23 protein-coding genes are annotated in these 19,444 nt (G+C 65.2%); 6 read left to right on the top strand and 17 right to left on the bottom strand.

The window, feature by feature from the left end; translation table 11 throughout:
- Nucleotides 1-87: 87 nt before the first annotated feature.
- The 8 genes from dnaK to HUX88_RS00460 form a co-directional block, all read right to left on the bottom strand.
- Nucleotides 88-2,040: a molecular chaperone DnaK gene (gene dnaK, locus HUX88_RS00495; protein ID WP_117014048.1), complete on the bottom strand. Its 1,953-nt coding sequence runs from the start codon at nucleotides 2,038-2,040 to the stop codon at nucleotides 88-90.
- 85 nt (nucleotides 2,041-2,125) lie between these two features.
- On the bottom strand, nucleotides 2,126-2,668 hold the full coding sequence (gene grpE, locus HUX88_RS00490) for a nucleotide exchange factor GrpE (protein WP_117014049.1): 543 nt from the start codon (nucleotides 2,666-2,668) through the stop codon (nucleotides 2,126-2,128).
- Between the two features lie 414 nt (nucleotides 2,669-3,082).
- The gene (gene hemH / locus HUX88_RS00485) at nucleotides 3,083-4,192 is read right to left on the bottom strand and encodes a ferrochelatase (protein ID WP_176360462.1); all 1,110 of its coding nucleotides are present in this window, start codon (nucleotides 4,190-4,192) and stop codon (nucleotides 3,083-3,085) included.
- 47 nt (nucleotides 4,193-4,239) lie between these two features.
- Entirely contained in the window at nucleotides 4,240-5,106 is an 867-nt protein-coding gene (locus tag HUX88_RS00480) for a polysaccharide deacetylase family protein (protein ID WP_176360461.1), read from the bottom strand.
- A 13-nt stretch (nucleotides 5,107-5,119) separates the two neighbouring features.
- A complete protein-coding gene (locus HUX88_RS00475) occupies nucleotides 5,120-5,425 on the bottom strand; it encodes a DUF3592 domain-containing protein (RefSeq protein WP_217916181.1) in 306 nt (101 codons plus the stop codon).
- Nucleotides 5,426-5,445: 20 nt separating this feature from the next.
- On the bottom strand, nucleotides 5,446-7,098 hold the full coding sequence (recN, locus tag HUX88_RS00470) for a DNA repair protein RecN (protein ID WP_176360459.1): 1,653 nt from the start codon (nucleotides 7,096-7,098) through the stop codon (nucleotides 5,446-5,448).
- A gap of 15 nt (nucleotides 7,099-7,113) precedes the next feature.
- Complete coding sequence (locus HUX88_RS00465) at nucleotides 7,114-8,022, bottom strand: NAD kinase (RefSeq protein WP_176360458.1); 909 nt, start codon at nucleotides 8,020-8,022, stop codon at nucleotides 7,114-7,116.
- A gap of 158 nt (nucleotides 8,023-8,180) precedes the next feature.
- The gene (locus HUX88_RS00460; RefSeq protein WP_176360457.1) at nucleotides 8,181-9,206 is read right to left on the bottom strand and encodes a DUF3667 domain-containing protein; all 1,026 of its coding nucleotides are present in this window, start codon (nucleotides 9,204-9,206) and stop codon (nucleotides 8,181-8,183) included.
- 142 nt (nucleotides 9,207-9,348) lie between these two features.
- On the opposite strand from HUX88_RS00460, the gene HUX88_RS00455 reads away from it, so the two are divergent.
- The 3 genes from HUX88_RS00455 to gloA all read left to right on the top strand — a co-directional run bounded on the left by HUX88_RS00455 (nucleotide 9,349) and on the right by gloA (nucleotide 10,642).
- Nucleotides 9,349-9,600, top strand: a complete 252-nt coding sequence (locus tag HUX88_RS00455) for a hypothetical protein (RefSeq protein ID WP_176360456.1) — start codon at nucleotides 9,349-9,351, stop codon at nucleotides 9,598-9,600.
- Nucleotides 9,601-9,744: 144 nt separating this feature from the next.
- Nucleotides 9,745-10,176, top strand: a complete 432-nt coding sequence (locus tag HUX88_RS00450) for an OsmC family protein (protein ID WP_117014235.1) — start codon at nucleotides 9,745-9,747, stop codon at nucleotides 10,174-10,176.
- Nucleotides 10,177-10,234: 58 nt separating this feature from the next.
- On the top strand, nucleotides 10,235-10,642 hold the full coding sequence (gloA, locus tag HUX88_RS00445; RefSeq protein ID WP_117014057.1) for a lactoylglutathione lyase: 408 nt from the start codon (nucleotides 10,235-10,237) through the stop codon (nucleotides 10,640-10,642).
- Here gloA and HUX88_RS00440 read toward each other — a convergent pair.
- From HUX88_RS00440 to HUX88_RS00420, 5 genes are all read right to left on the bottom strand, one after another.
- Entirely contained in the window at nucleotides 10,572-11,237 is a 666-nt protein-coding gene (locus tag HUX88_RS00440; protein ID WP_176360455.1) for a hypothetical protein, read from the bottom strand. The two genes, gloA and HUX88_RS00440, sit on opposite strands and share 71 nt — an antisense overlap.
- Nucleotides 11,238-11,367: 130 nt before the next feature.
- Nucleotides 11,368-12,684, bottom strand: coding sequence for a TolC family outer membrane protein (locus HUX88_RS00435; RefSeq protein ID WP_117014059.1), 1,317 nt, complete (start codon nucleotides 12,682-12,684; stop codon nucleotides 11,368-11,370).
- A gap of 87 nt (nucleotides 12,685-12,771) precedes the next feature.
- A complete protein-coding gene (locus tag HUX88_RS00430) occupies nucleotides 12,772-13,095 on the bottom strand; it encodes a rhodanese-like domain-containing protein (protein ID WP_117014060.1) in 324 nt (107 codons plus the stop codon).
- A gap of 11 nt (nucleotides 13,096-13,106) precedes the next feature.
- A complete protein-coding gene (locus HUX88_RS00425; RefSeq protein WP_117014061.1) occupies nucleotides 13,107-13,760 on the bottom strand; it encodes a protein-L-isoaspartate O-methyltransferase in 654 nt (217 codons plus the stop codon).
- Between the two features lie 170 nt (nucleotides 13,761-13,930).
- Nucleotides 13,931-14,575: a TetR/AcrR family transcriptional regulator gene (locus tag HUX88_RS00420; protein WP_117014062.1), complete on the bottom strand. Its 645-nt coding sequence runs from the start codon at nucleotides 14,573-14,575 to the stop codon at nucleotides 13,931-13,933.
- A 192-nt stretch (nucleotides 14,576-14,767) separates the two neighbouring features.
- Here HUX88_RS00420 and HUX88_RS00415 point away from each other — a divergent pair, with 192 nt between their 5' ends.
- Nucleotides 14,768-15,511: an ABC transporter substrate-binding protein gene (locus HUX88_RS00415; RefSeq protein ID WP_158568854.1), complete on the top strand. Its 744-nt coding sequence runs from the start codon at nucleotides 14,768-14,770 to the stop codon at nucleotides 15,509-15,511.
- Nucleotides 15,512-15,615: 104 nt separating this feature from the next.
- Nucleotides 15,616-16,086, top strand: coding sequence for a cache domain-containing protein (locus tag HUX88_RS00410; protein WP_176360454.1), 471 nt, complete (start codon nucleotides 15,616-15,618; stop codon nucleotides 16,084-16,086).
- Between the two features lie 14 nt (nucleotides 16,087-16,100).
- Here the strand turns inward: HUX88_RS00410 and HUX88_RS00405 are convergent, their stop codons facing one another.
- Both HUX88_RS00405 and HUX88_RS00400 read right to left on the bottom strand, forming a co-directional pair.
- Nucleotides 16,101-16,673, bottom strand: coding sequence for a flavodoxin family protein (locus tag HUX88_RS00405; protein ID WP_117014065.1), 573 nt, complete (start codon nucleotides 16,671-16,673; stop codon nucleotides 16,101-16,103).
- Nucleotides 16,674-16,690: 17 nt separating this feature from the next.
- Nucleotides 16,691-17,128 (bottom strand): ester cyclase, encoded by a 438-nt coding sequence (locus HUX88_RS00400; RefSeq protein ID WP_161089046.1) that lies wholly within the window; start codon nucleotides 17,126-17,128, stop codon nucleotides 16,691-16,693.
- Nucleotides 17,129-17,222: 94 nt separating this feature from the next.
- On the opposite strand from HUX88_RS00400, the gene HUX88_RS00395 reads away from it, so the two are divergent.
- The gene (locus HUX88_RS00395; protein ID WP_176360453.1) at nucleotides 17,223-18,158 is read left to right on the top strand and encodes a LysR family transcriptional regulator; all 936 of its coding nucleotides are present in this window, start codon (nucleotides 17,223-17,225) and stop codon (nucleotides 18,156-18,158) included.
- Here the strand turns inward: HUX88_RS00395 and HUX88_RS00390 are convergent.
- Both HUX88_RS00390 and HUX88_RS00385 read right to left on the bottom strand, forming a co-directional pair.
- Nucleotides 18,142-18,945: a DUF2145 domain-containing protein gene (locus HUX88_RS00390; RefSeq protein ID WP_176360452.1), complete on the bottom strand. Its 804-nt coding sequence runs from the start codon at nucleotides 18,943-18,945 to the stop codon at nucleotides 18,142-18,144. The two genes, HUX88_RS00395 and HUX88_RS00390, sit on opposite strands and share 17 nt — an antisense overlap.
- A complete protein-coding gene (locus tag HUX88_RS00385) occupies nucleotides 18,942-19,424 on the bottom strand; it encodes a hypothetical protein (RefSeq protein WP_117014069.1) in 483 nt (160 codons plus the stop codon). Before HUX88_RS00385 ends, HUX88_RS00390 begins: the two co-directional genes overlap by 4 nt.
- Between the last annotated feature and the right edge of the window lie 20 nt (nucleotides 19,425-19,444).

Genomic DNA, 19,444 nt, shown 5'->3' with positions numbered 1-19,444 from the left:
TGTTTATGCTAAAAAGCCGAGCCGGTGCCGTTTGCACGGCCGCACGGCTCGGCTGGCCATTCCCGCGCCTGCGGGAACGACACCGGATTACTTGCTGTCTTTGACTTCTTTGAAGTCGGCGTCCACCACGTCGTCCTGTGGCTTGGCCTGCTCGGCGCCCGCGCCCTGGTGGCCAGCGCCGCCTTCGGCGCCACCACCGGCAGCGGCTTGCTGCGCCTGCATGTCAGCGTACATCTTCTCGCCCAGCTTCTGCGAAGCGGTCGACAGCGCGGCCACCTTGGCGTCGATCTCGGCCTTGTCGCCGGCCTTGATCGAACCTTCCAGGTCGGTGATCGCCGCTTCGATCTTTTCCTTCTCGCCCGCTTCCAGCTTGTCGCCGTATTCGGTCAGCGACTTGCGGGTCGAGTGCACCAGCGCGTCGGCCTGGTTGCGCGACTCGGCCAGCTCTTTCACTTTCTTGTCTTCCTCGGCGTTGACTTCGGCGTCCTTCACCATCTTCTGGATCTCGGCTTCGGTCAGGCCGGAGTTGGCCTTGATCGTGATCTTGTTCTCTTTGCCGGTGGCCTTGTCTTTCGCGCCGACGTGCAGAATGCCGTTGGCGTCGATGTCGAAGGTCACTTCGATCTGTGGCGTGCCGCGTGCCGCCGGCGGGATGCCTTCCAGATTGAATTCGCCCAGGCCCTTGTTGCCGGCCGCGATTTCACGCTCGCCCTGGTAGACCTTGATGGTCACCGCAGGCTGGTTGTCGTCGGCGGTCGAGAACACTTGCGAGAACTTGGTAGGAATCGTGGTGTTCTTGTGGATCATCTTGGTCATCACGCCACCCAGGGTTTCGATACCCAGCGACAGAGGCGTCACGTCCAGCAGCAGCAAGTCCTTGCGCTCGCCCGACAGCACGGAGCCCTGGATCGCGGCGCCCACGGCGACGGCTTCGTCCGGGTTCACGTCCTTGCGCGGGTCCTTGCCGAAGAACTCCTTCACTTTTTCCTGCACCTTCGGCATACGGGTCATACCGCCGACCAGGATGATGTCGTCGATGTCGGAGACCTTGACGCCGGCGTCCTTGATCGCGGTGCGGCATGGCTCGATGGTGGCGTTGATCAGCTCTTCCACCAGCGATTCCAGCTTGGCGCGGGTCATCTTCAGCGTCAGGTGGACCGGCGCGCCGTTCGCCATGGCGATGTACGGCTCGTTGATCTCGGTCTGCTGCGACGACGACAGTTCGATCTTCGCGCGCTCGGCCGAAGCCTTGATGCGCTGCAGGGCGATCGGATCTTTTTTCAGGTCCAGGCCGTTGATCTTCTTGAACTCGTCGATGATGTAATCGATGATGCGCTGGTCGAAGTCTTCGCCGCCCAGGAAGGTGTCGCCGTTGGTCGACAGCACTTCGAATTGTTTTTCGCCATCGACGTCGGCGATCTCGATGATCGACACGTCGAAGGTACCGCCGCCCAGGTCATACACGGCGATCTTGCGGTCGCCCTTGTCGGTCTTGTCCAGGCCGAATGCCAGCGCGGCGGCGGTTGGTTCGTTGATGATGCGCTTGACGTCCAGGCCCGCGATGCGGCCGGCGTCCTTGGTCGCCTGGCGCTGCGAGTCGTTGAAGTACGCAGGCACGGTGATGACGGCTTCGGTGACTTCCTCGCCGAGGTAGTCTTCCGCCGTCTTCTTCATCTTGCGCAGCACTTCAGCCGAGATTTGCGGCGGAGCCAGTTTCTTGTCGCGTACGCCGATCCATGCGTCGCCGTTGTCGGCTTTCATGATCGAGTAAGGCATCAGGCCGATGTCCTTCTGCACTTCTTTTTCGTCGAACTTGCGGCCGATGAGGCGCTTGACGGCGAACAGCGTGTTTTTCGGATTGGTCACCGCCTGGCGCTTGGCCGGCGAGCCGACGAGGATTTCACCATCTTCTTGGTAAGCAATGATCGAGGGCGTCGTGCGCGCGCCTTCGGCGTTTTCGATTACCTTTGGCTGACCATTTTCCATGATGGAAACGCAGGAATTCGTGGTTCCCAGATCGATACCGATAATTCTACCCATGATTTTTCTTCCTTATTTGCTAAAGTTCAGATGGTACTAATATGTGGAAAAGCTGTATGTTTTCAAGTGCTTAGTTCGGCGAAATTTACTTTGCCTGTGCCGCGGTCACGATGGCGGGACGCAGCAGGCGGTCCGCGATCATATAGCCTTTTTGCAGTACGGAAACTACCGTATTGGCTTCCTGGTCGGCAGGCACCACGGCGACGGCCTGGTGCTTGTTCGGGTCCAGCTTCTCGCCCTGGGCCGGCAAGATTTCCAGCAGACGGTTCTTCTCGAACGCCGAGGACAGCTGCTTGAGCGTCATTTCCACGCCTTCCTTCAGCGACTCGACCGACGGGGTTTCCACCTTGAGCGCCATTTCCAGGCTGTCCTTGACCGGCACCATGGCCTCGGCGAAGCTCTCGACGGCGAATTTGTGGGCCTTGGCCACGTCTTCCTGGGCGCGGCGACGGATGTTCTCGCCGTCGGCCTTGGCGCGCATGAAGGCGTCGTGCATCTCGGCCAGTTTCGCTTCGGTGGCCGACAGCTGCTCCTCCAGCGTAGGCTGGTCAGGATTCGATGGCGGGGCCGACGCAGCGGCTGCGGCCGCCTCTGGATTAGGTACGGCTTGGTTTTCCTGATCTTGCATCTATAGACTCCTACTATCGTATTTGTTTGACATTACTTTTCTTACTGCACCAGCAGCAAATGGGGCGATAACCTACGTTTTCAAGGGTTATTCCGAGCGCCATTTGCCGCCGCTGCCCCGCAAGCGGCCTGATGTATCAAGCGTTACAAAACTTCGTCTGTGCAGGCTCTACTCTTTTGCAGCGCAGCGTCTAAGATGTACTAAAGACAACCGTCGCGGCAGGTTTTCAGGGAGTGCATCCATCATGAAGTTGCCACTGATCGCAGCATCCATCCTGGTCTACATCGTCCTGGCGACGGCATGGATCTGCTACGCAGCCGATCCCGTCAATCGGCTATTTTAACAGGCTGGCACTCACCGACCGCAAGTGCTGATGATGGCGTAAGCGGGTAGTTGTGGCAAGTTTGCCTCTTTTCAGTCGGCGGCGCCCAGTTTGAGGGCGGCTGCGCGGCCGGTTTCCGCGTCTTTCCTCAATTCATCGTGCTGCGCCGGCGCCATCTGGGTGGGCCAGCCGATCATGTGCTGCTCGGCAATCTCCGCCATGGCGGCGATCCAGGCCGGGGTTTCGTTCAGGCAGGGGATGTAGTGGAACTCTTTGCCGCCGGCCTGCTCGAAGTCGTGCCGCACCTCCATCGCGATTTCCTCCAGCGTTTCCAGGCAGTCGCTGGTGAAGCCGGGGCACAGCACATCCACGCGCTGGACGCCGTCGCGCGCCAGCTGGGCGATGGTGGGCGCGGTGTAGGGCTGCAGCCACTCGGCCTTGCCGAAGCGCGACTGGAAGGTGACCAGGTATTGATCCGGCGTCAGCTTCAGCGCGGCGGCCAGCAGGCGCGCGGTCTTCAGGCATTCGCAGTGGTAGGGGTCGCCCAGCATCAGCGTGCGCTTGGGCACGCCGTGGAAGCTCAGCACCAGCTTGTCCGGGCGGCCGTGGGCGTCCCAGTGCGCCTGCACCGAATCGCGCAGCGCGCGGATGTAGCCGTCGTGGTCGTGGTAGTTGCGCACGAAGCGCAGCTCGGGGATGTTGCGCACCGCGCGGTAGTGGTCGAACACGGCGTCGTAGATGGAGCCGGTGGTGGTGCCGGAATACTGCGGATAAGCGGGCAGCACGACGATGCGCCCGACGCCGTCGGCCTTGAGCTTGGCCAGCACCTCGGGCAGCGACGGCGAGCCGTAGCGCATGGCCATGGCCACGGTCAGGTTCTGGTGGCCGCGTTCGCCGAGCGCGCCGCGCAGCAGCAGGGCCTGGGCGGCGGTGTGCACCTTCAGCGGCGAGCCGTCGCGGGTCCAGATCGACGCGTATTTTTTCGCCGACTGGCCGGAGCGGAACGGCAGGATGATCAGGTTGAGGATGAACCACCACACGGCGCGCGGGATCTCCACCACGCGCGGATCGGACAGGAATTCCTTCAGGTAGCGGCGCACCGCCGGGCGGGTGGGCGCGTCGGGCGTGCCCAGGTTGACCAGCACGATGGCGCTACGGCCAACGGTGCCGTGCTTGTGGGGAGGTTCTTTTAAGAAGGTCATGTCGGCCGATGGCAGCGTGTATAGGACAGCTTGCCATTATAGATAGCCTAGCGCAGCGATGGTTGGAAATCGGCGTCGGTGACCATGCCGAACTCGAAGCCGCCCGCCAGCAGGCCGGCCACGATGGCGTCCAGGCTCTTGAGCGTGTTCGGGTGGATCTCGTGCATCAGGATGATGCCGCCGCGGCGCGCCCTGGCCGCCGCCAGCACGTGGCCCACGTAGTCGTTCTGGAACTGGCGCGGCACGCCGCAGGAAATCGCCTCGCGCGCGTCGATGGCGCCGGTGCGGTCGTAGGCCCAGTCGCAGGAGTCGATGTGCCAGCCGACGATCTTGTAGCCATGCTCGCGCACCAGCTGGTTGGTCTCGCAGGTCGAATTGCCGTAGGGGTAGCGGAACAGCTTGGGGCCTTCCGCGCCGGTCAGGCTGTCGGTGCGCAGCACTTCGCCGGCCTGACGGGCGGGGTCGATGTCGTGGAAGTTGGGATGGCTCCACGAATGATTGGCCACCACGTCATGCCCGGCCGCGCGCACCTTGGCCACCAGCTCGGGGTACTGCTGCGCCTTCTCGCCGATCATGAAGAAGGTCGCGTGGATCTTGTACTTCTTCAGCACTTCCAGGATGTTCTCGGTGCCGGGCGCGGTGGGGCCGTCGTCGAAGGTCAGCGCGACGCGGTTCAACGGCGGCGGCGTGGCGATGTCGGACTCGTAGCGGCAGCGGCCTTCCAGCACCGCCGGCTCCACGGTCAGGCGCTCGTTGAGGCGCTTGAAATGATGGTGGCGTATCGCCGCCGATTCGTCCGATGGCGCGGTGGCCGCCGGCTGGATTGGTTCGGTCGCCAGCGCGCATTGGCTGGCTGCGGCCAGCAGGATGAACTGTCGCGCCGCGCGTTTGCAAGAGAGGTTGAATGAGGTCATGCCGCCATTATAGTCAGGCCGGCGCCCAGGGAATGGTCAGGCAGGCTGCGCGCGGCCTGGCGGCCAAATACAGGATCTTGACGCGGGAGCCGACGGCGGGGCCGGGATCCGGATGATAGAACACGATGTCGTCGCTGCATTTGATCGCCTTCGTGGCGCCCGCCGGCGTATAGCTGAAATCCACCCTCCAGCCGTCATCGGTTTGGTACAGGCGGGTGACGGTTGCCTCCGCGGCGACGCCGTCCCGCTCCAACCTGGCCCGCTTTGTCGCCAGCAGCACACCGTACCAGGCCATGCCCAGCGGCGCGACGATGAACAATGACGCCCACCAGGGCATCGTCATGAGGCCAGCAGCTCGCGCGCGTGCTTGCGGGTGGTGGCGGTGATTTCCAGGCCGCCCAGCATGCGCGCCACTTCCTCGACGCGGGCCTTGGCGTCCAGCACGTCGATGCGCGAGGCGGTCTTGCCGTTTTCCAGCGTGCCCTTGGCCACCTGGAAGTGCTGGCCGGCCTGGCTGGCCACCTGCGGCAAGTGCGTCACGCACAGCACCTGTCGCTCCTGGCCCAGGCGGCGCAGCAGGCGCCCCACCACCTCGGCCACGCCGCCGCCGATGCCGCTGTCGACTTCATCGAAGATCAGTGTCGGCGTGGTGGTGGCGTTCGAGGTGATCACGGAAATGGCCAGCGAGATGCGCGCCAGCTCGCCGCCCGACGCCACCTTGGCCAGCGAGCGAGGCGCCACGCCCGCGTGGCCGGCCACCAGGAACTCGACCTGCTCCAGCCCATGCGCGCCAGGCTCGCCGGCGTTGAGCGCGACTTCGAAACGGCCGCCCGTCATGTTCAGTTCCTGCATCGCCTTGGTGACGGCGTCGCTCAGCTGGCGGGCCGCCGTGGCGCGCGTGGCGGACAGGCGCCGCGCCTGCTCCATGTACGCGGCCTTGAGTTTTTCCTCCTGCTTGCGCAAGCCTTCGATATCGCTGGCGTCGGCGATCCGCGACAGGCGCTCGGCCAGCTTGGCATGCTCCTCCGGCAGCTGCTCCTCGGTGACGCGGAACTTGCGCGCCGCCGAATGGATCGCGTCCATCCGCGCCTCCACGCTGCGCAGGCGCGCGGGATCGAGGTCGACCCGGTCGAGATAATCGTTGAGCGCATACACGGCCTCCTGCAGCTGGATGCGCGCCGGCTCGATCAAGTCGACGATGGCCTGCAGGCCGGTGTCGATGCCGGCCAGCTTGCCCAGCTTCTGATTCAGCGACGACAGCTGCGACAGGATCGGATGCTCCTCCGCCTCCGAGATCACCGCCAGCGCCTCCTGCGCGCCCTCCAGCAGGCTGGCCGCGTGCGACAGGCGGCTCTGCTCATTGGTCACCTCGGCCCACTCGCCCGGCTTGACCGCCAGCTTTTCCAGCTCGTTGACCTGCCACTCCAGCCGCTCGCGCTCATACAGCACGTTGGCGGCGTTGGTCTCGAACTCCTCCAGCTGCCGCGCCAGCGCGCGCCATGCCTTGTAGGCCAGCGTCACCGCCTTGACGTCGCCGCCGGCGCCGGCCTGGCCGTCGAGCAGCACGCGCTGCGCCTCGGTCTTCATCAGCGACTGGTGCGCGTGCTGGCCGTGGATGTCGACCAGCATGTCGCCGATCTCGCGCAGCTGCGCCGCCGTCGCCGCGATGCCGTTGATGTAGGCCTTGCTGCGGCCGGCGTTGTCGATCACGCGGCGCAGCAGCGCGCCGCCCTCCTCCGCCGCGAACTCGTTGGCGGCCAGCCAGTCGCGCGCCTGCTCGCTGGGCGCGAAGTCCGCCGTGATGTCGGCCTTGGCCGCGCCCTCGCGCACCACGCTGGCGTCGCCGCGCCCGCCCAGCGCCAGCGTCAGCGCGTCGATCAGGATCGATTTGCCGGCGCCGGTCTCGCCGGTGAAGACGGTGAAGCCTGCGGAGAATTCCAGTTCGATGGTGTCGACGATGACGAAATCGCGGATGGACAAGGTGCGGAGCATGGAAGCCTGGTGAGGTTAATTGAGTTTGCCTTCAACGGAAGGATGTTCGTTCCAGTGCAGCTTTTCGCGCAGCGTGTTGTAGTAGCTCCAGCCTTCCGGGTGCAGGAAGGTGATCGAGTGCGGCGAACGCTGGATGAAGATCTGGTCCTGCGCCGTCAGGCTGGCGAAGGTCTGCATGTCGAAGTTGACGCTGATGTCGCGCCCGCGCACGATCTCCACCACGATCTCGCTGGACTCGGGCAGCACGATGGGCCGGTTCGACAGCGCGTGCGGCGCGATCGGCACCAGCACCACGCCGCCCAGGCTCGGATGCAGCAGCGGACCGCCGGCCGACAGCGCGTAGGCGGTGGAGCCGGTGGGCGTGGAGATGATCAAGCCGTCGGAGCGCTGGTTGTACATGAAGTGGCCGTCGACGTCGACCCGCAGCTCGGCCATGCCGGCGCCGGCGCCGCGCGAGACCACGACGTCGTTGACGGCCAGCCCGACGTGGATGGTTTCGCCGTTGCGCACCACGCGCCCTTCGAGCAGCGTGCGGCGCTCGGCCTTGTAGCGGCCGGCCAGGATCTTGGGCAGCACGTCGAGCATGGCGTCGAGCGGGATGTCGGTCATGAAGCCCAGGCGGCCCTGGTTGACGCCGATCAGCGGCACGTCGAACGGCGCCAGCTGGCGCGCGATGCCGAGCATGGTGCCGTCGCCGCCCATGACGATGGCGGCGTCGCAGTGGGCGCCGATTTCGGTGGCGCTCATCACCCGCACCCGGTCCATCGCGAAGCCGAGATGGGCGGCGGTCTGCTCCTCGAACACCGCCGTGTAGCCGTCCCGCTGCAGCAGGTCGACCACGCTGCGCACCGATTCGGCGATGCCGTCGGTGTTCTGGCGCACGACCAGTGCGATGGTTTGATATACGGCGTGCGTGGCGGTCATAAAAATCTCGGCTAAGGGGTGAGGTCGGCGACACGCAGCAGGGTAACCCATAACGCAGGCTTGTGCCATCGCCCGCCCGCCTCACGACTGTACGTTTAAACAGTATTTTGCGCAGTATAGTGTGCGCGCCGCCAGACTGCAAGGACCCCGGTGGCGGCTCAGTGGGCGCCGACGCTCATGATCCCCGCCATCATCGACAGGAGCACCGCCACGCCGATGGCGATCGAGTAGAACGTCATCAGGGTACCCCAGCGCAGGAACACGCCCCAGCGGCTGCCGCCGTACACGCGCCGCATGGCCCACGGCAGGTAGCCCAGCAGCCAGCACCACAGCACGAAATTGACGAAGCCGAACGGCATCACCAGGATCACGCTGTAGATGAAGAAGGCGAAGGCGTTGCTGTGCAGCGCGAACAGCAGGTGCTCGCCGAAGCGCTTGCCCGAGCCGAGGTACAGCACCTTGAGCATCAGCGCGAACACCGGCATCAGGCAGAAGATCGCATACGGCGCGTAGTGGTAGAAGCCCGCCGTGAAGACCGTGCCCTTCTGGTCGCCGGGCAGGTCTTCGAAGGCCTGCCATTTATGCTTGAGCGTGGGCCAGCGGTTGAGGAAGTCGCCGTCCTTGTCCAACATGCCGAAGTTGAGATTGTTCTTGCTCTTGCTGCGCTCCGCGGCAACGGCGGCTTCCTCCTGCTTGAAGTCTTCCTGCATCGCGCCGATCGCCGCTTCGGCGGCGGCCTTGCCGCGCTGTTCTTCCTTCGTGAGCGGCTTGAGCGGCGGCGCCGCCTCCGCCGTCGCCGAGGCCACCTCGGTCTCGGGCTCGCTTTCCTTGTCCTCCGTGCCCGGATCGAAGCCGCTGGTGAGCTTCATCAGCGCGAAGAACACCAGGCTCAGCGTGAGGTACAGGCGCAGCGGCTGCACGAAGCGCACGCGGCGGCCGCGGATGTATTCCAGGGTCAGCGCCCCGGGCCGGAACAGCAGGCGCATCACCGTGCCCCACAGCTTGCCCTCCAGCGCCACGTAGTGGCCGATGAACTCATGCAGGAATTCGCGCGTGCTGGCGTGGTGCAGGATGGCTTCCTGGCCGCAGTTGGCGCAGAAGTGGCCGCTGACCACCGCCTCGCAATTGGGGCAGTTGGCCGACGGCGCGTGGGCGTCGTGTTCCTGGTTCACGGCAGTGCTCATGCAAACATCCTGATCGTTAATGGCGTGGAAAAAGTGTCCAAATGATAAACGACTTCGCCTGGTAGTTGTCAAAATTCAATGTGGCGACCGTGGTAAAAACAACTGGTTAAGATGGTTGCAGCCACAGGAACAGGAGGCCGCCATGAAAGACGCTCACGTCAACACCAAAGCCCAGGTCAGGAACGACGGCGCCAAGCGCATGCCGCACGAGCGCGACGAGGCGCCGGACGCCCAGCCCCCCAAGCCGCGCAGCGTCATGCGGCAGGCCGCCAGCGACATCGAGCGCGGCCTGGTCGACACCGACCTGCACAACCAGCCCGGCGTGCAGCAGGCGCGCGCGCCCGGTCCGCGCGCCGGCACCGCCCAGCCGCAGCCGGGCAGCAAGCGCGACTGAGCGGGAACCACGCACGCATGCCGCCGCCCCCAGGCGCCGGTCAACCAACCAGGCGCGCCGCTGGTGGCGGACGACGCCGGCAACATCATCTGGCGCGCGGCGCCTTCCGCCACCACAACCGCAGGCAAACAAGGAGTCAACATCATGAGCAGCAAACACACGGGTTCGGCAGTATGGAGCGGCGGCCTGAAGGACGGCGGCGGCAAGATTTCCACGCAGAGCGGCGCCATGGACAACGTCCAGTACGGCTTCCACGCGCGCTTCGAGGACGGCCCCGGCACCAATCCGGAGGAGCTGATCGGCGCAGCGCACGCGGGCTGCTTCACCATGGCCCTGTCCGGCATCCTGGCCGAAGCGGGCATGACCGCGCAGAATCTGAGCACCACGGCCACCGTCACGTTGGATAAGGTGGACGGCAACTTCGCCATCACCGAAGTCCACCTGAACCTGGTGGCCAGAATCGCCGGCGCCGACCAGCGGAAATTCGAGGAGGCGGCCCTCAAGGCCAAGCAGAACTGTCCGGTGTCCAAGCTGCTCAACACCCACATCACGCTGGACGCGCGGCTCGAGAGCTGAGCAGGGTTGCGGCAAAACGCATAGAATTCGGGTTTCTCCGTTCCCACGAAAGACCACGATGCGTATTCTGCACACCATGCTGCGAGTCGGCGACCTCCAGCGCTCGATCGATTTCTACACCAAGGTGCTCGGCATGAAGCTGCTGCGCACCAGCGACAATCCCGAGTACCAGTACACGCTGGCCTTCCTCGGCTACGGCGCCAACCCGGAGCACGCCGAGCTGGAGCTGACCTACAACTACGGCCAGACCAGCTACGAGCTGGGCACGGCCTACGGCCACATCGCCATCTCGGCCGACGACATCGTCGGCGCCTGCAACGCGGTCAAGGCCAACGGCGGCGCCGTCACGCGCGAGCCGGGCCCGGTCAAGGGCGGCAAGACGGTGATCGCCTTCGTCACCGATCCGGACGGCTACAAGATCGAACTGATCGAACGCAGTTTCGACGGCCAGGGCGCGGGGCTTTAACCCCGAACCGTGCTGGCCGGCTTGCGTGCGCCGGCGGTGTGCAGGAAGATGAACACGCCGACGGCGCCGATCCGCCCACCCGCCCGCACGCCAGCGCCAGCACGGCCGGCTGCTGGTTGTACAGTTTGGCGACCAGGTACACCAACACGGCGTTGGCCAACAGCAGAGGCATGCCCAGCCACCACAGAACCAAATCGAGCGACGCCGAATAGCCGCTCCCCAGCATGGGCAGCAGTGGCAGCACATGGGCCACCAGCATCAACGCGAACACCGCGCGCCACCACGCCAGCAGGCGCGGCGCATCCGCCCGCTCCTGCTCGGACAACACCACCGCGGGCGCGCTGCGCCGCCTGAAGTACACCACCACAAAACCCAGGAACAACACCACGCTCAGCGCCAGGCCGCCGGCTATGCACATCCACAGCGCGCCGTAGCCGCAGCCGCCCTCGAACGACGAGCCGAACCACTCGCAGGGCATGGTGCTCACCGCGAAATAGGCGATGGCGCCGGCGATGCCGACCGACGCGGCAAACGCGATGAGCAAGGTCAGTATGGTGCCTGCGGCGCTGCGCAGGGCAAGGGGGGCGGTCGACATGGCGGCGGTGTTTTATTTATTTAATAACGATGTGCCGGATGGTACAAGCTCCCGCCATTCCCGTCCACGCGATAGGACGAAAAAAAACGCCGGCGCATCGCCGGCGTCTGTGCGTCGAGCCCGGCGCGGCTTAGTGCGCCAGCAGGGCGTTGATCGGCGCCAGGTCGTCTTCCTTCAGCGAGCCGGCGGCCGACTTCAGGCGCAGGCCGTTCATGATGGTGTCGTAGCGGGCCTTGGCCAGGTCCTTCTGGGTCGAGTACAGCAGCTTCTGGGCATTCAGCACGTCGATGTTGATACGCACGCCGACCTGGTAGCCCAGCTTGTTCGAATCGAGCGAGGATTTGCTCGACACCTCGGCCGCCTCCAGCGCCTTGACCTGCGCCAGGCCGCTGTTCATGCCCAGGTAGGCCGAGCGGGCGTTCTGCGAGGCGGCGCGCTTGGTCGCCTCCAGGTCGTTGCGGGCCTTGTCCTCCAGCGCGATGGTTTCGCGCACCTTGCTGGTGACGGCGAAGCCGCTGAAGATCGGCACGTTCCAGCTGACGCCGATGGCGTTGTTGTTGGTGCGCTGCTGGCCGGTGGTGGTCTGGTGCGTGGTGCTGGCGATCAGGTTGGCGGTCGGCATGTGGCCGGCGCGGTTGCGCTCGATTTCGCGCTTGGCGATCTCCACGTTCAGCTTGGCGGCCACGACGGCGTAGTTCTGGTTCTCGGCCGAGCTGACCCACGGCTCCACCGCGGCCGGCGACGGCGCGCTGATGGTCACGCCGGTGCGCAGCGGCGCCAGTTCGCCCGGCGCCTGGCCGATGATCACCTGCAGCGCGGTGCGCTTGTTGTCCAGGTCGTTGATGGCGGCGAACTCCTGCGCCACCACCAGGTCGTACGCGGCCTGCGCCTCGTGGGTGTCGGTGATGGTCTGGGTGCCGACCTCGAAGTTGCGCTTGGCCGAGGCCAGCTGTTCGGTGGTGGCCACCTTCTGCGCCTGGGTCGAGGTCAGGTTGTCCTGCGCGGTCAGCACGTCGAAGTAGGCTTGCGCCACGCGCGTGATCAGGTCCTGCTGGGCCTGGGCGAAGGTGGCTTCGGCGGTGGCCTGCGCCAGCTTGCTTTGCTGGTAGGTCTGCCAGTTGCCCCAGTTGAACAGCGGCTGGCTCAGTTGCACGGTGTAGGAGTTGCTGTGGCTGTCGACGTCGGCCTTCGGCGTGTAGCTACCGCCCAGAAACTGGGAGACATCGCCGCTGTTGCGCGTGTTGCTGCCGCTGGCCGCGATGTTCGGCAGCAGGCCGGAGCGCCCCTGAGTGATCCGTTCCTGGCCCGCGGTCAGCGACGAGCGCGCGCCGGCGTACGTGGCGTCGTTGGCCAGCGCTTGCTGATATACCTGGATCAGGTCGGCCGCCTGTGCGTTGAGCGTCAAGAAGGCGCTGGTGATCAGCACGGCGATAAGGGGTCTCTGCATTGCATTCTCCGTTGGAGTCATCAAAAAAGTTGATCAAATCAAAAACACACTACCTTGGCGCCGCGCTGGTCTTGAACTTCGCGACACTCAATACTTGGCCATCGTGCCGTCGACTTGCAGCGCCCAGGCGTGGATGCCGCCGGTCAGGTTGATCATCTTGCCGAAGCCGTTACGCTCCAGGAAGGCGGCCACCTGCAGGCTGCGCGCGCCGTGGTGGCAGATGCAGACGATGGCCGCATCCTCATCCAGGTCGTCGATGCGCGCCGGTATGGTGTTCATCGGGATCTGCACCGAACCGTCGATGCGGCAGGTCTCGAATTCCCAGTTCTCGCGCACGTCCAGCAACATCGGGCTGGGCCGCGCATCGTCCGCCAGCCAGTCGGCCAGTTCCAGAGCGGTGATCTGCTGCATGGCCGGTCCGCTTAAAACTTGAACTGCGACGGCTGCACGGCCGAGGCCAGCGGCTTGACGTCGGTTTCAAACAGCGTGCGCGTGTCGTAGCCCGCCTCGCCGGTGCGGGTGATCAGCTGCGCCTTCATCGCCGGCGACTGGCCGATGATGGCCGCCAGACGGCCGCCCACTTTCAATTGTTGCAACAGCGCTTCCGGCAGCACCGGCAGCGAACCGGTCACGACGATGACGTCGAACGGCGCGCCCTGGCTCCAGCCCTGGGCGCCGTTGCCCAGTTCCACCGTCACGTTGGTGACGCCGTTGTCGGCCAAATTCTTTTCCGCCAGCGCCTTGAGCTCGGGCGACACTTCCACCGCCGTCACGTGGCGGCCCTTGTGGGCCAGCAGCGCCGCCATGTAGCCGGAGCCGGCGCCGATTTCCAGCACGTTCTCATGCTTCTTGACGTTGACGTCCTGCAGCAGGCGCGCCTCCACCTTCGGGTTCAGCATGGCGACGCCGCCCGGCAGCGGGATTTCGGTGTCGGCAAACGCCAGCGCCTTGTGGGCGGCCGGCACGAAATTCTCGCGTTTGACCACCAGCAGCAGGTCCAGCACACTCGTGTCGAGGACGTCCCAAGGGCGGATTTGCTGTTCGATCATGTTGAAGCGGGCTTGTTCGATATTCATCTTATGACTCGGGTCGGGATTAAATAATCCGTCATTTTATCGTTGAACTGGCATCGAGGCACATATTAACGATATGACGGCGGGTTCGCGGGAAATTGCGACAGTCTGCAGTTTAAGGGGGTTGAACCTACCAAATTGGCAAGTTTGACGCAGTGCATGGGGCGGACGGCTCACGGCGCGGGCACTTCCAGGCCGCGCAGGGTGACGTCGATCAGCGTGTCCATGAAGGCGGCCGGGTCGATCGGCGGCATCTCGCAGGTGGGCATGAAGGAGTGGGTCCACATCATCAGCATCAGCACCGGCGCCACCAGCACCGGCGTCATGACGGCCGGGTCGACCGGGCGGAACTCGCCGCGCGCGATGCCGCGCACCAGCACGCTGGCGATCAGGGCGTTGCCGCGGGCGACCACGTCGTTGTTGTAGAACTGCGCCAGCTCGGGGAAGTTGTTGCCTTCGGCAAGCATCAGCTTGGTGATGCCGGCCAGGTGGGTGGCGCAGATCTGGTGCCACCACTTCATCAGGATGGCGCGCAGCAGCGCGGCGCTGGGGCCGTCGAAGCCGGCCGCCTCCTGCTCGGCCTCGCCGATGGCGTGCACGATGTTCTCGCGCACCACGGCCTTGAACAGTTCTTCCTTGTTGGCGAAATACAGGTACAGCGTGCCCTTGGACACGCCGGCGCGCTTGGCCACGTCCTCCAGGCGCGTGCCGGCATAGCCGCGCTCGACGAACTGGTCCAGCGCCGCCGCCAGCAATTCCTGCGGCCGCGCATCCTTGCGCCGCTCCCAGCGTGGCTTCGTGTCTTGAGGGGCTTGCATGGGTGTACCCGATTTAACTTACTTATAAGTCATTAATATAAGCGCAAGGGCGGGCAACGTCAAGGCGCGTGGCTGTTGTGAGGCTGCGCGAGCGGGTTGCCGTCGCATGTTGCGGCAATTAAACCTGCGTATAATGGCCTCCAGGCGCACAAGTCCTTGACGCCGGACCGGGGGGACCACCAGGGAATGAAGATGCTGCGCTTGCTGCTGTGGATGGGGCTGATATGGGCGTCGGCCATCGCGCACGCCACCACCACGGTCACCTGCGTCACCGAGGAAAACCGCCCCGTCAATTTTTGGGAGAACGGCAAGGTCACCGGCTTCAGCACCGAGGTCGTCGAGGCCGTCCTCAAGGAAATCGACGTGCCGGCCGACATCCAGGTCATGCCCTGGGCGCGCGCCTACGCGACGGCCTTGCACAAGGAAAACGTACTGATCTTCTCGATCATGCGCACGCCCGAGCGCGAGCACCTGTTCAAATGGGTCGGCGTGGTTTCCCCGCCCGACAGCTCCTATCTGTACGCCTTGCGCGAACGCCACATCAAGCTCGACAATCTCGGCGACGCCCTGCGCTACAAGATCGCCACCATCAACGGCGACGCGCGCGAGCAATATCTGGAGTCGAAGGGCTTCGTCAAGGGCCGCCAGCTGCATGGCAACGCCCAGCCAAAAACCAACTACGAAAAACTGAAGCTGGGACGCGTCGACCTGTGGGCGATGAGCGACTTGGTGGCGGCGGACATCGTGCGGCGCGATGGCGGCGAACTGTCCAAGACCCTGGTGCGGGCGCTGCAGTTGACCGAGCTGGGCAGCGGCGGCAGCTACATGGCCTTCGGCCCGCAGACCGACGATGTGCTGGTCGAGCGTTTCCGCAAGGGGCTGGAGGCCATCAAGGCCAATGGCACGTTTGCTGCGCTGCAAAAGAAGTGGTTCTGAAGGACTAACTTGAATAGATGAAGTTGTTTTTGATCCAGATCAAGGGTTTTTCGGATCGCAATTCATAGTATCGTTCCTGACAGAAACCCATAACGGAGACCACCATGAAACAGTTTATTTCCAAAATTTTGCTGCTGGTGATGACCGCGCTGCTGGCCACCAGCGCCTATGCCGCCAACGACCGCGCCAACGCGGAAGACTGCGTCGCGCTGGTCAAGAAGGCCGTCGCCTACATCAAGGCCAACGGCAAGGAAAAGGCGTTCGCCGAATTCAACAATTCCAAAGGCCAGTTCGTCGACCGCAACCTGTACATCTTCGTCTACGATCTGAACGGCGTCAGCCTGGCCATCGGCAACGGCAACGCCTCCAAGATGGTCGGCAAGAACCTGATCGACATGCGCGACGCCGAAGGCACCTACATCATCAAGGGCCTGATCCAGACCGCCAAGGCGAAGAACCAGGGATGGTTCGACTACAAGTGGCCCAACCCGGTCACCAAGGGCATCGAAGAGAAATCGAGCTACGTCGAAAAAGTCGACGACTACCTGGTTGGTGCCGGGATCTACAAGCAATAAACCGAGCCGGCCGGTCAGGCCAGGCGCGCCGCCAGTTCGGCCACGCGCTTGCCCAGCAGGCGGGCGGTCTCCAGGTCGCCGCTGCGCGGCGCTTCCTCGGGCGAGGCGTCCGACGGCGAAATCGCCAGCGCGCCGGCAAAGCCGGCGGTCCAGTTGACGTCGGCCGGGCCGTGCTCCTTCTTGTTCGACGGCAGCACGCCGGTGCCGATCCAGATCTGGCTGTGCTGCATGGCCAGCGTCCAGAAATACTGGATGGTGGAGAACTTGTCGCCGTTGGTCGAGGCCGAGTTGGTGAAGCCGGCGGCCACCTTGTTCTTCCAGTTCTGGCCGAACCACGCGGCCGACGACTTGTCGGCGAACTTCTTGAACTGCCATGCCGGGCCGCCCATGTAGGTCGGGCTGCCGTAGATGACGGCATCGGCCTTGGCGATGGCGGCCATCGCATCCTCGGTCAAATCGCCGTTCTGGTCGATGCGGTACAGCGTCGCCTCCGCGCCGGAGACGCCGGCCGCGCCAGCCTGCACGGCTTCTGCCTGTTTGACGGTGTGGCCGTAGCCGCTGAAGTACACGATCGCGATAGTGGTCATAAAATTCCCTAAAAAAGTTATTGAACAGGGGGCCAGGCGCCGATCTGGTTCAACATGCCGAACCAGTCTTCCAGGTGCCAGGTGTGCGTAATGCGGTCCGCCCCCAGATAATGAAACTCATGGATCGCAATTGCAATAGGCTGATTGGTAGGGGCGATGCCGAAAAACTCGCCGCGGTGGGTGCCGGTGATCCGCGCGCGCACGGCGGCGCGGCCGTCGCGGCCGAAGATGTCGAGAATGGCGATGTGCACGTCCGGGAAGGCGGCGCCGAACATCGCGACCACCGGCTTCATGCCGGCCAGGCCGGGCTGCTGGCCGGGGCCGAGCGGCGTGTCCTGCCAGTCCGGCGTCAGCGCCTGGTCGAGCAGGTCGGGATTGCGCTCGTTGAAGGCGCGGTACAGCGTTTCGATGGCTTGCTGCTGGGCCGTGGTCAGGCCGTTGTCCTGCATGGTCATGGTGGGCTTTCGTATCGGTGGATGACCCGGCCACTGTAGCAATCCGCCCCCACGCAAGTCCAATCGATAATGGATATGCAGTATCATCCACCGCATGGATTTACATGGCATAGACCTCAACCTGCTGGTGGCCTTCGACGCGCTGATCTGCGAGCGCAACGTCACGCGCGCCGGCGTGCGGATCGGCCGCACCCAGCCCGCCATGAGCGCGGCGCTGGCGCGCCTGCGCCTGCTGCTGAAGGACGATCTGTTCGTGCGCAGCGCCAGCGGACTGCAGCCGACGCCGCGCGCACTGGAACTGGCGGCGCCGCTGGGCGAGGCGCTGGCCAGCATCCAGCGCACGCTGGCGTTCACGCAGGCCTTCGAGCCGTCGCGCGCGGCGGTGCGCTTCACGCTGGCGCTGTCCGACCATCCGGCCGTCGTCATGCTGCCGGCGTTGCTGGCGCGCCTGGCGCACAAGGCGCCCGGCGTCACGCTGCGGATCAAGTCCTTCAGCGCGCGCGAGGACGCGCTGGCGTTGCTCGACGCCGGCGAGGCCGACGCCGCGGTTGGTGTGCCGGGCGGCAGCACGCCGCGCATCCCCACCCTGCCGCTGTTCGAGGAGCGCTTCGTGTGCGTGGCGCGCAAGGGCCATCCGCTGGCGGACAAGAAGCTGACGCTCAAGCGCTTCCTGGACTGCCGGCACCTGCTGGTGTCGCCCGAGGGCGATGGCGTCGGCCACGTCGACGTCAAGCTGGCGCAGTTGCGGCGCCGGCGCCAGGTCGCCGTGACGCTGCCGCAGATGTACGCGGCGCCGGCCGTCGTCGCCGGCGGCGACCTGCTGGCGACATTGATGGAGGGCGTGGTGCGCGCCAGCGGCATGGCCCGCGCGCTGGCGGTGCTGCCGCTGCCGCCGGAGCTCGACCTGGAGCCGGTGCCCTTCGTGCTGCACTGGCACCGCCGCAACGACGCGCATCCGGCCCAGCGCTGGCTGCGCGACCAGGTCGCGCTGGTGTGCCGCGACCTGTATGGCGTCAGCGGCGGCCCTTGAGCTCCTGCACCCGCCAGCCGTCCTCGCGCCCGCGCAGGAAGGCCAGCATCGAATCGACCGTCACCGCGTTGATGCGGTCGGAGAAGCGCAGCGCGTTCGGATGGTCGTCGAAGGCGATGTTGGCCTTGAACACGCGCCCGCCCAGCCGCGTCAGCGGGCCGATGTGCATCTCGGTCGGCGTGTAGCCGGCCATCTTCAGCCACGACTGCGCCTGCTCGCGCGTGCGGATGCGGAAGTCCGTGGCCTCGGCCGAGGCCATCACCTCCAGCACCCACTGGTTGGAGTTCTGGTACTTGGTCGAGAACGGATAGGCCACCATGCTGTAATGGCTGCCGTGGAAGCCGTGCAGCGTGGCCGGGTCGCGCAGGATCTCGCCCAGCTTGGCGGCGATCTTCGGCGGCGGCACGATCACCAGCGCGTCCAGCGTGAACGGATTCTCCAGGAAGAAGTTCGCCAGGCCGTCGACCCACAGCGCGGAATCGGCGGTGCCGCATTCGTTGAGCAGTTCGTACACGCGCCACGGCTGTCCCGGCGCGCTGCGGAAGGCCAGGCCGGCGTGGCTGTACTTCAAGCCGTACTTGGACAGGTCCTGGCCCTGGCGCGCGATCATCGCCACCTCGCTGCCGGTGGCGTCCAGCGCGGCCTGCAGCGACTGGCCGGTGACCAGCGCGTCGGTCAGCGCGGCCTGCGTCACCGGATGCTCCTCGCACGAGCGCCCGGCGTGCGCCGGCGCGGCGGCCAGCATGGCGATCACGCCGGCCGCGCCCAACAAGGCCCGCGCGCTCATTGCGGCGGCAGGCGTTTTTGCGACAGCAGCGCCTCGCCCAACGCGTTCGGAATGAAGGCCACCACCTTGCCCGAGGCGACCAGCAGGGTGCCGGTGGTTTCCGACACCACCTGCACCGCGGTGCCCACCGACAGGCCGATCGCGTCGACCGTCTTGCCGGCCAGCTTGACCGACAGCTTGCCCGCCGAGCTGACCGACGTCAGCACGACCTCGACGCCGTCCGCCACGCTCTGCCCGACGCCGCTGACGACGTAGGCGCCGCCGATCACCACCGCCATCGACCCGGCGGCCGGCCCGGAATCGCCCTTGGCCGAAGCGGCCACGCTGACCACCGGCGCGGCCAGGATGGACATGGTGCCGACCGAGATTTGCTCGGACGGCGTGAAGTTGGAGATGCCGCCTGCGGCCATCGCCGCGGCGCTGGCCAGCGCCAGCACGGCGCCGGCGACGGTGTTGCGAAATGCTGTACCTGCTGTCATGCGTAAGTCTCCCGATTCGA

The sequence above is a fragment of the Duganella sp. BJB1802 genome (genome assembly GCF_013369445.1).
Lineage (GTDB): Bacteria > Pseudomonadota > Gammaproteobacteria > Burkholderiales > Burkholderiaceae_D > Rugamonas > Rugamonas vulcania_A.
The sequence above is the reverse complement of the archived record's forward strand: the minus strand, read 5'-3'. Positions and strand labels throughout refer to the sequence as shown.

Bases quoted from the DNA above. Each gene is read 5' to 3' on its own strand.
- dnaK (WP_117014048.1), bottom strand. From the start codon at position 2,040: ATGGGTAGAATTATCGGTATCGATCTGGGAACCACGAATTCCTGCGTT.
- grpE (WP_117014049.1), bottom strand. From the start codon at position 2,668: ATGCAAGATCAGGAAAACCAAGCCGTACCTAATCCAGAGGCGGCCGCA.
- hemH (WP_176360462.1), bottom strand. From the start codon at position 4,192: ATGACCTTCTTAAAAGAACCTCCCCACAAGCACGGCACCGTTGGCCGT.
- HUX88_RS00480 (WP_176360461.1), bottom strand. From the start codon at position 5,106: ATGACCTCATTCAACCTCTCTTGCAAACGCGCGGCGCGACAGTTCATC.
- recN (WP_176360459.1), bottom strand. From the start codon at position 7,098: ATGCTCCGCACCTTGTCCATCCGCGATTTCGTCATCGTCGACACCATC.
- HUX88_RS00465 (WP_176360458.1), bottom strand. From the start codon at position 8,022: ATGACCGCCACGCACGCCGTATATCAAACCATCGCACTGGTCGTGCGC.
- HUX88_RS00460 (WP_176360457.1), bottom strand. From the start codon at position 9,206: ATGAGCACTGCCGTGAACCAGGAACACGACGCCCACGCGCCGTCGGCC.
- HUX88_RS00455 (WP_176360456.1), top strand. From the start codon at position 9,349: ATGAAAGACGCTCACGTCAACACCAAAGCCCAGGTCAGGAACGACGGC.
- HUX88_RS00450 (WP_117014235.1), top strand. From the start codon at position 9,745: ATGAGCAGCAAACACACGGGTTCGGCAGTATGGAGCGGCGGCCTGAAG.
- gloA (WP_117014057.1), top strand. From the start codon at position 10,235: ATGCGTATTCTGCACACCATGCTGCGAGTCGGCGACCTCCAGCGCTCG.
- HUX88_RS00440 (WP_176360455.1), bottom strand. From the start codon at position 11,237: ATGTCGACCGCCCCCCTTGCCCTGCGCAGCGCCGCAGGCACCATACTG.
- HUX88_RS00435 (WP_117014059.1), bottom strand. From the start codon at position 12,684: ATGCAGAGACCCCTTATCGCCGTGCTGATCACCAGCGCCTTCTTGACG.
- HUX88_RS00430 (WP_117014060.1), bottom strand. From the start codon at position 13,095: ATGCAGCAGATCACCGCTCTGGAACTGGCCGACTGGCTGGCGGACGAT.
- HUX88_RS00425 (WP_117014061.1), bottom strand. From the start codon at position 13,760: ATGAATATCGAACAAGCCCGCTTCAACATGATCGAACAGCAAATCCGC.
- HUX88_RS00420 (WP_117014062.1), bottom strand. From the start codon at position 14,575: ATGCAAGCCCCTCAAGACACGAAGCCACGCTGGGAGCGGCGCAAGGAT.
- HUX88_RS00415 (WP_158568854.1), top strand. From the start codon at position 14,768: ATGCTGCGCTTGCTGCTGTGGATGGGGCTGATATGGGCGTCGGCCATC.
- HUX88_RS00410 (WP_176360454.1), top strand. From the start codon at position 15,616: ATGAAACAGTTTATTTCCAAAATTTTGCTGCTGGTGATGACCGCGCTG.
- HUX88_RS00405 (WP_117014065.1), bottom strand. From the start codon at position 16,673: ATGACCACTATCGCGATCGTGTACTTCAGCGGCTACGGCCACACCGTC.
- HUX88_RS00400 (WP_161089046.1), bottom strand. From the start codon at position 17,128: ATGACCATGCAGGACAACGGCCTGACCACGGCCCAGCAGCAAGCCATC.
- HUX88_RS00395 (WP_176360453.1), top strand. From the start codon at position 17,223: ATGGATTTACATGGCATAGACCTCAACCTGCTGGTGGCCTTCGACGCG.
- HUX88_RS00390 (WP_176360452.1), bottom strand. From the start codon at position 18,945: ATGAGCGCGCGGGCCTTGTTGGGCGCGGCCGGCGTGATCGCCATGCTG.
- HUX88_RS00385 (WP_117014069.1), bottom strand. From the start codon at position 19,424: ATGACAGCAGGTACAGCATTTCGCAACACCGTCGCCGGCGCCGTGCTG.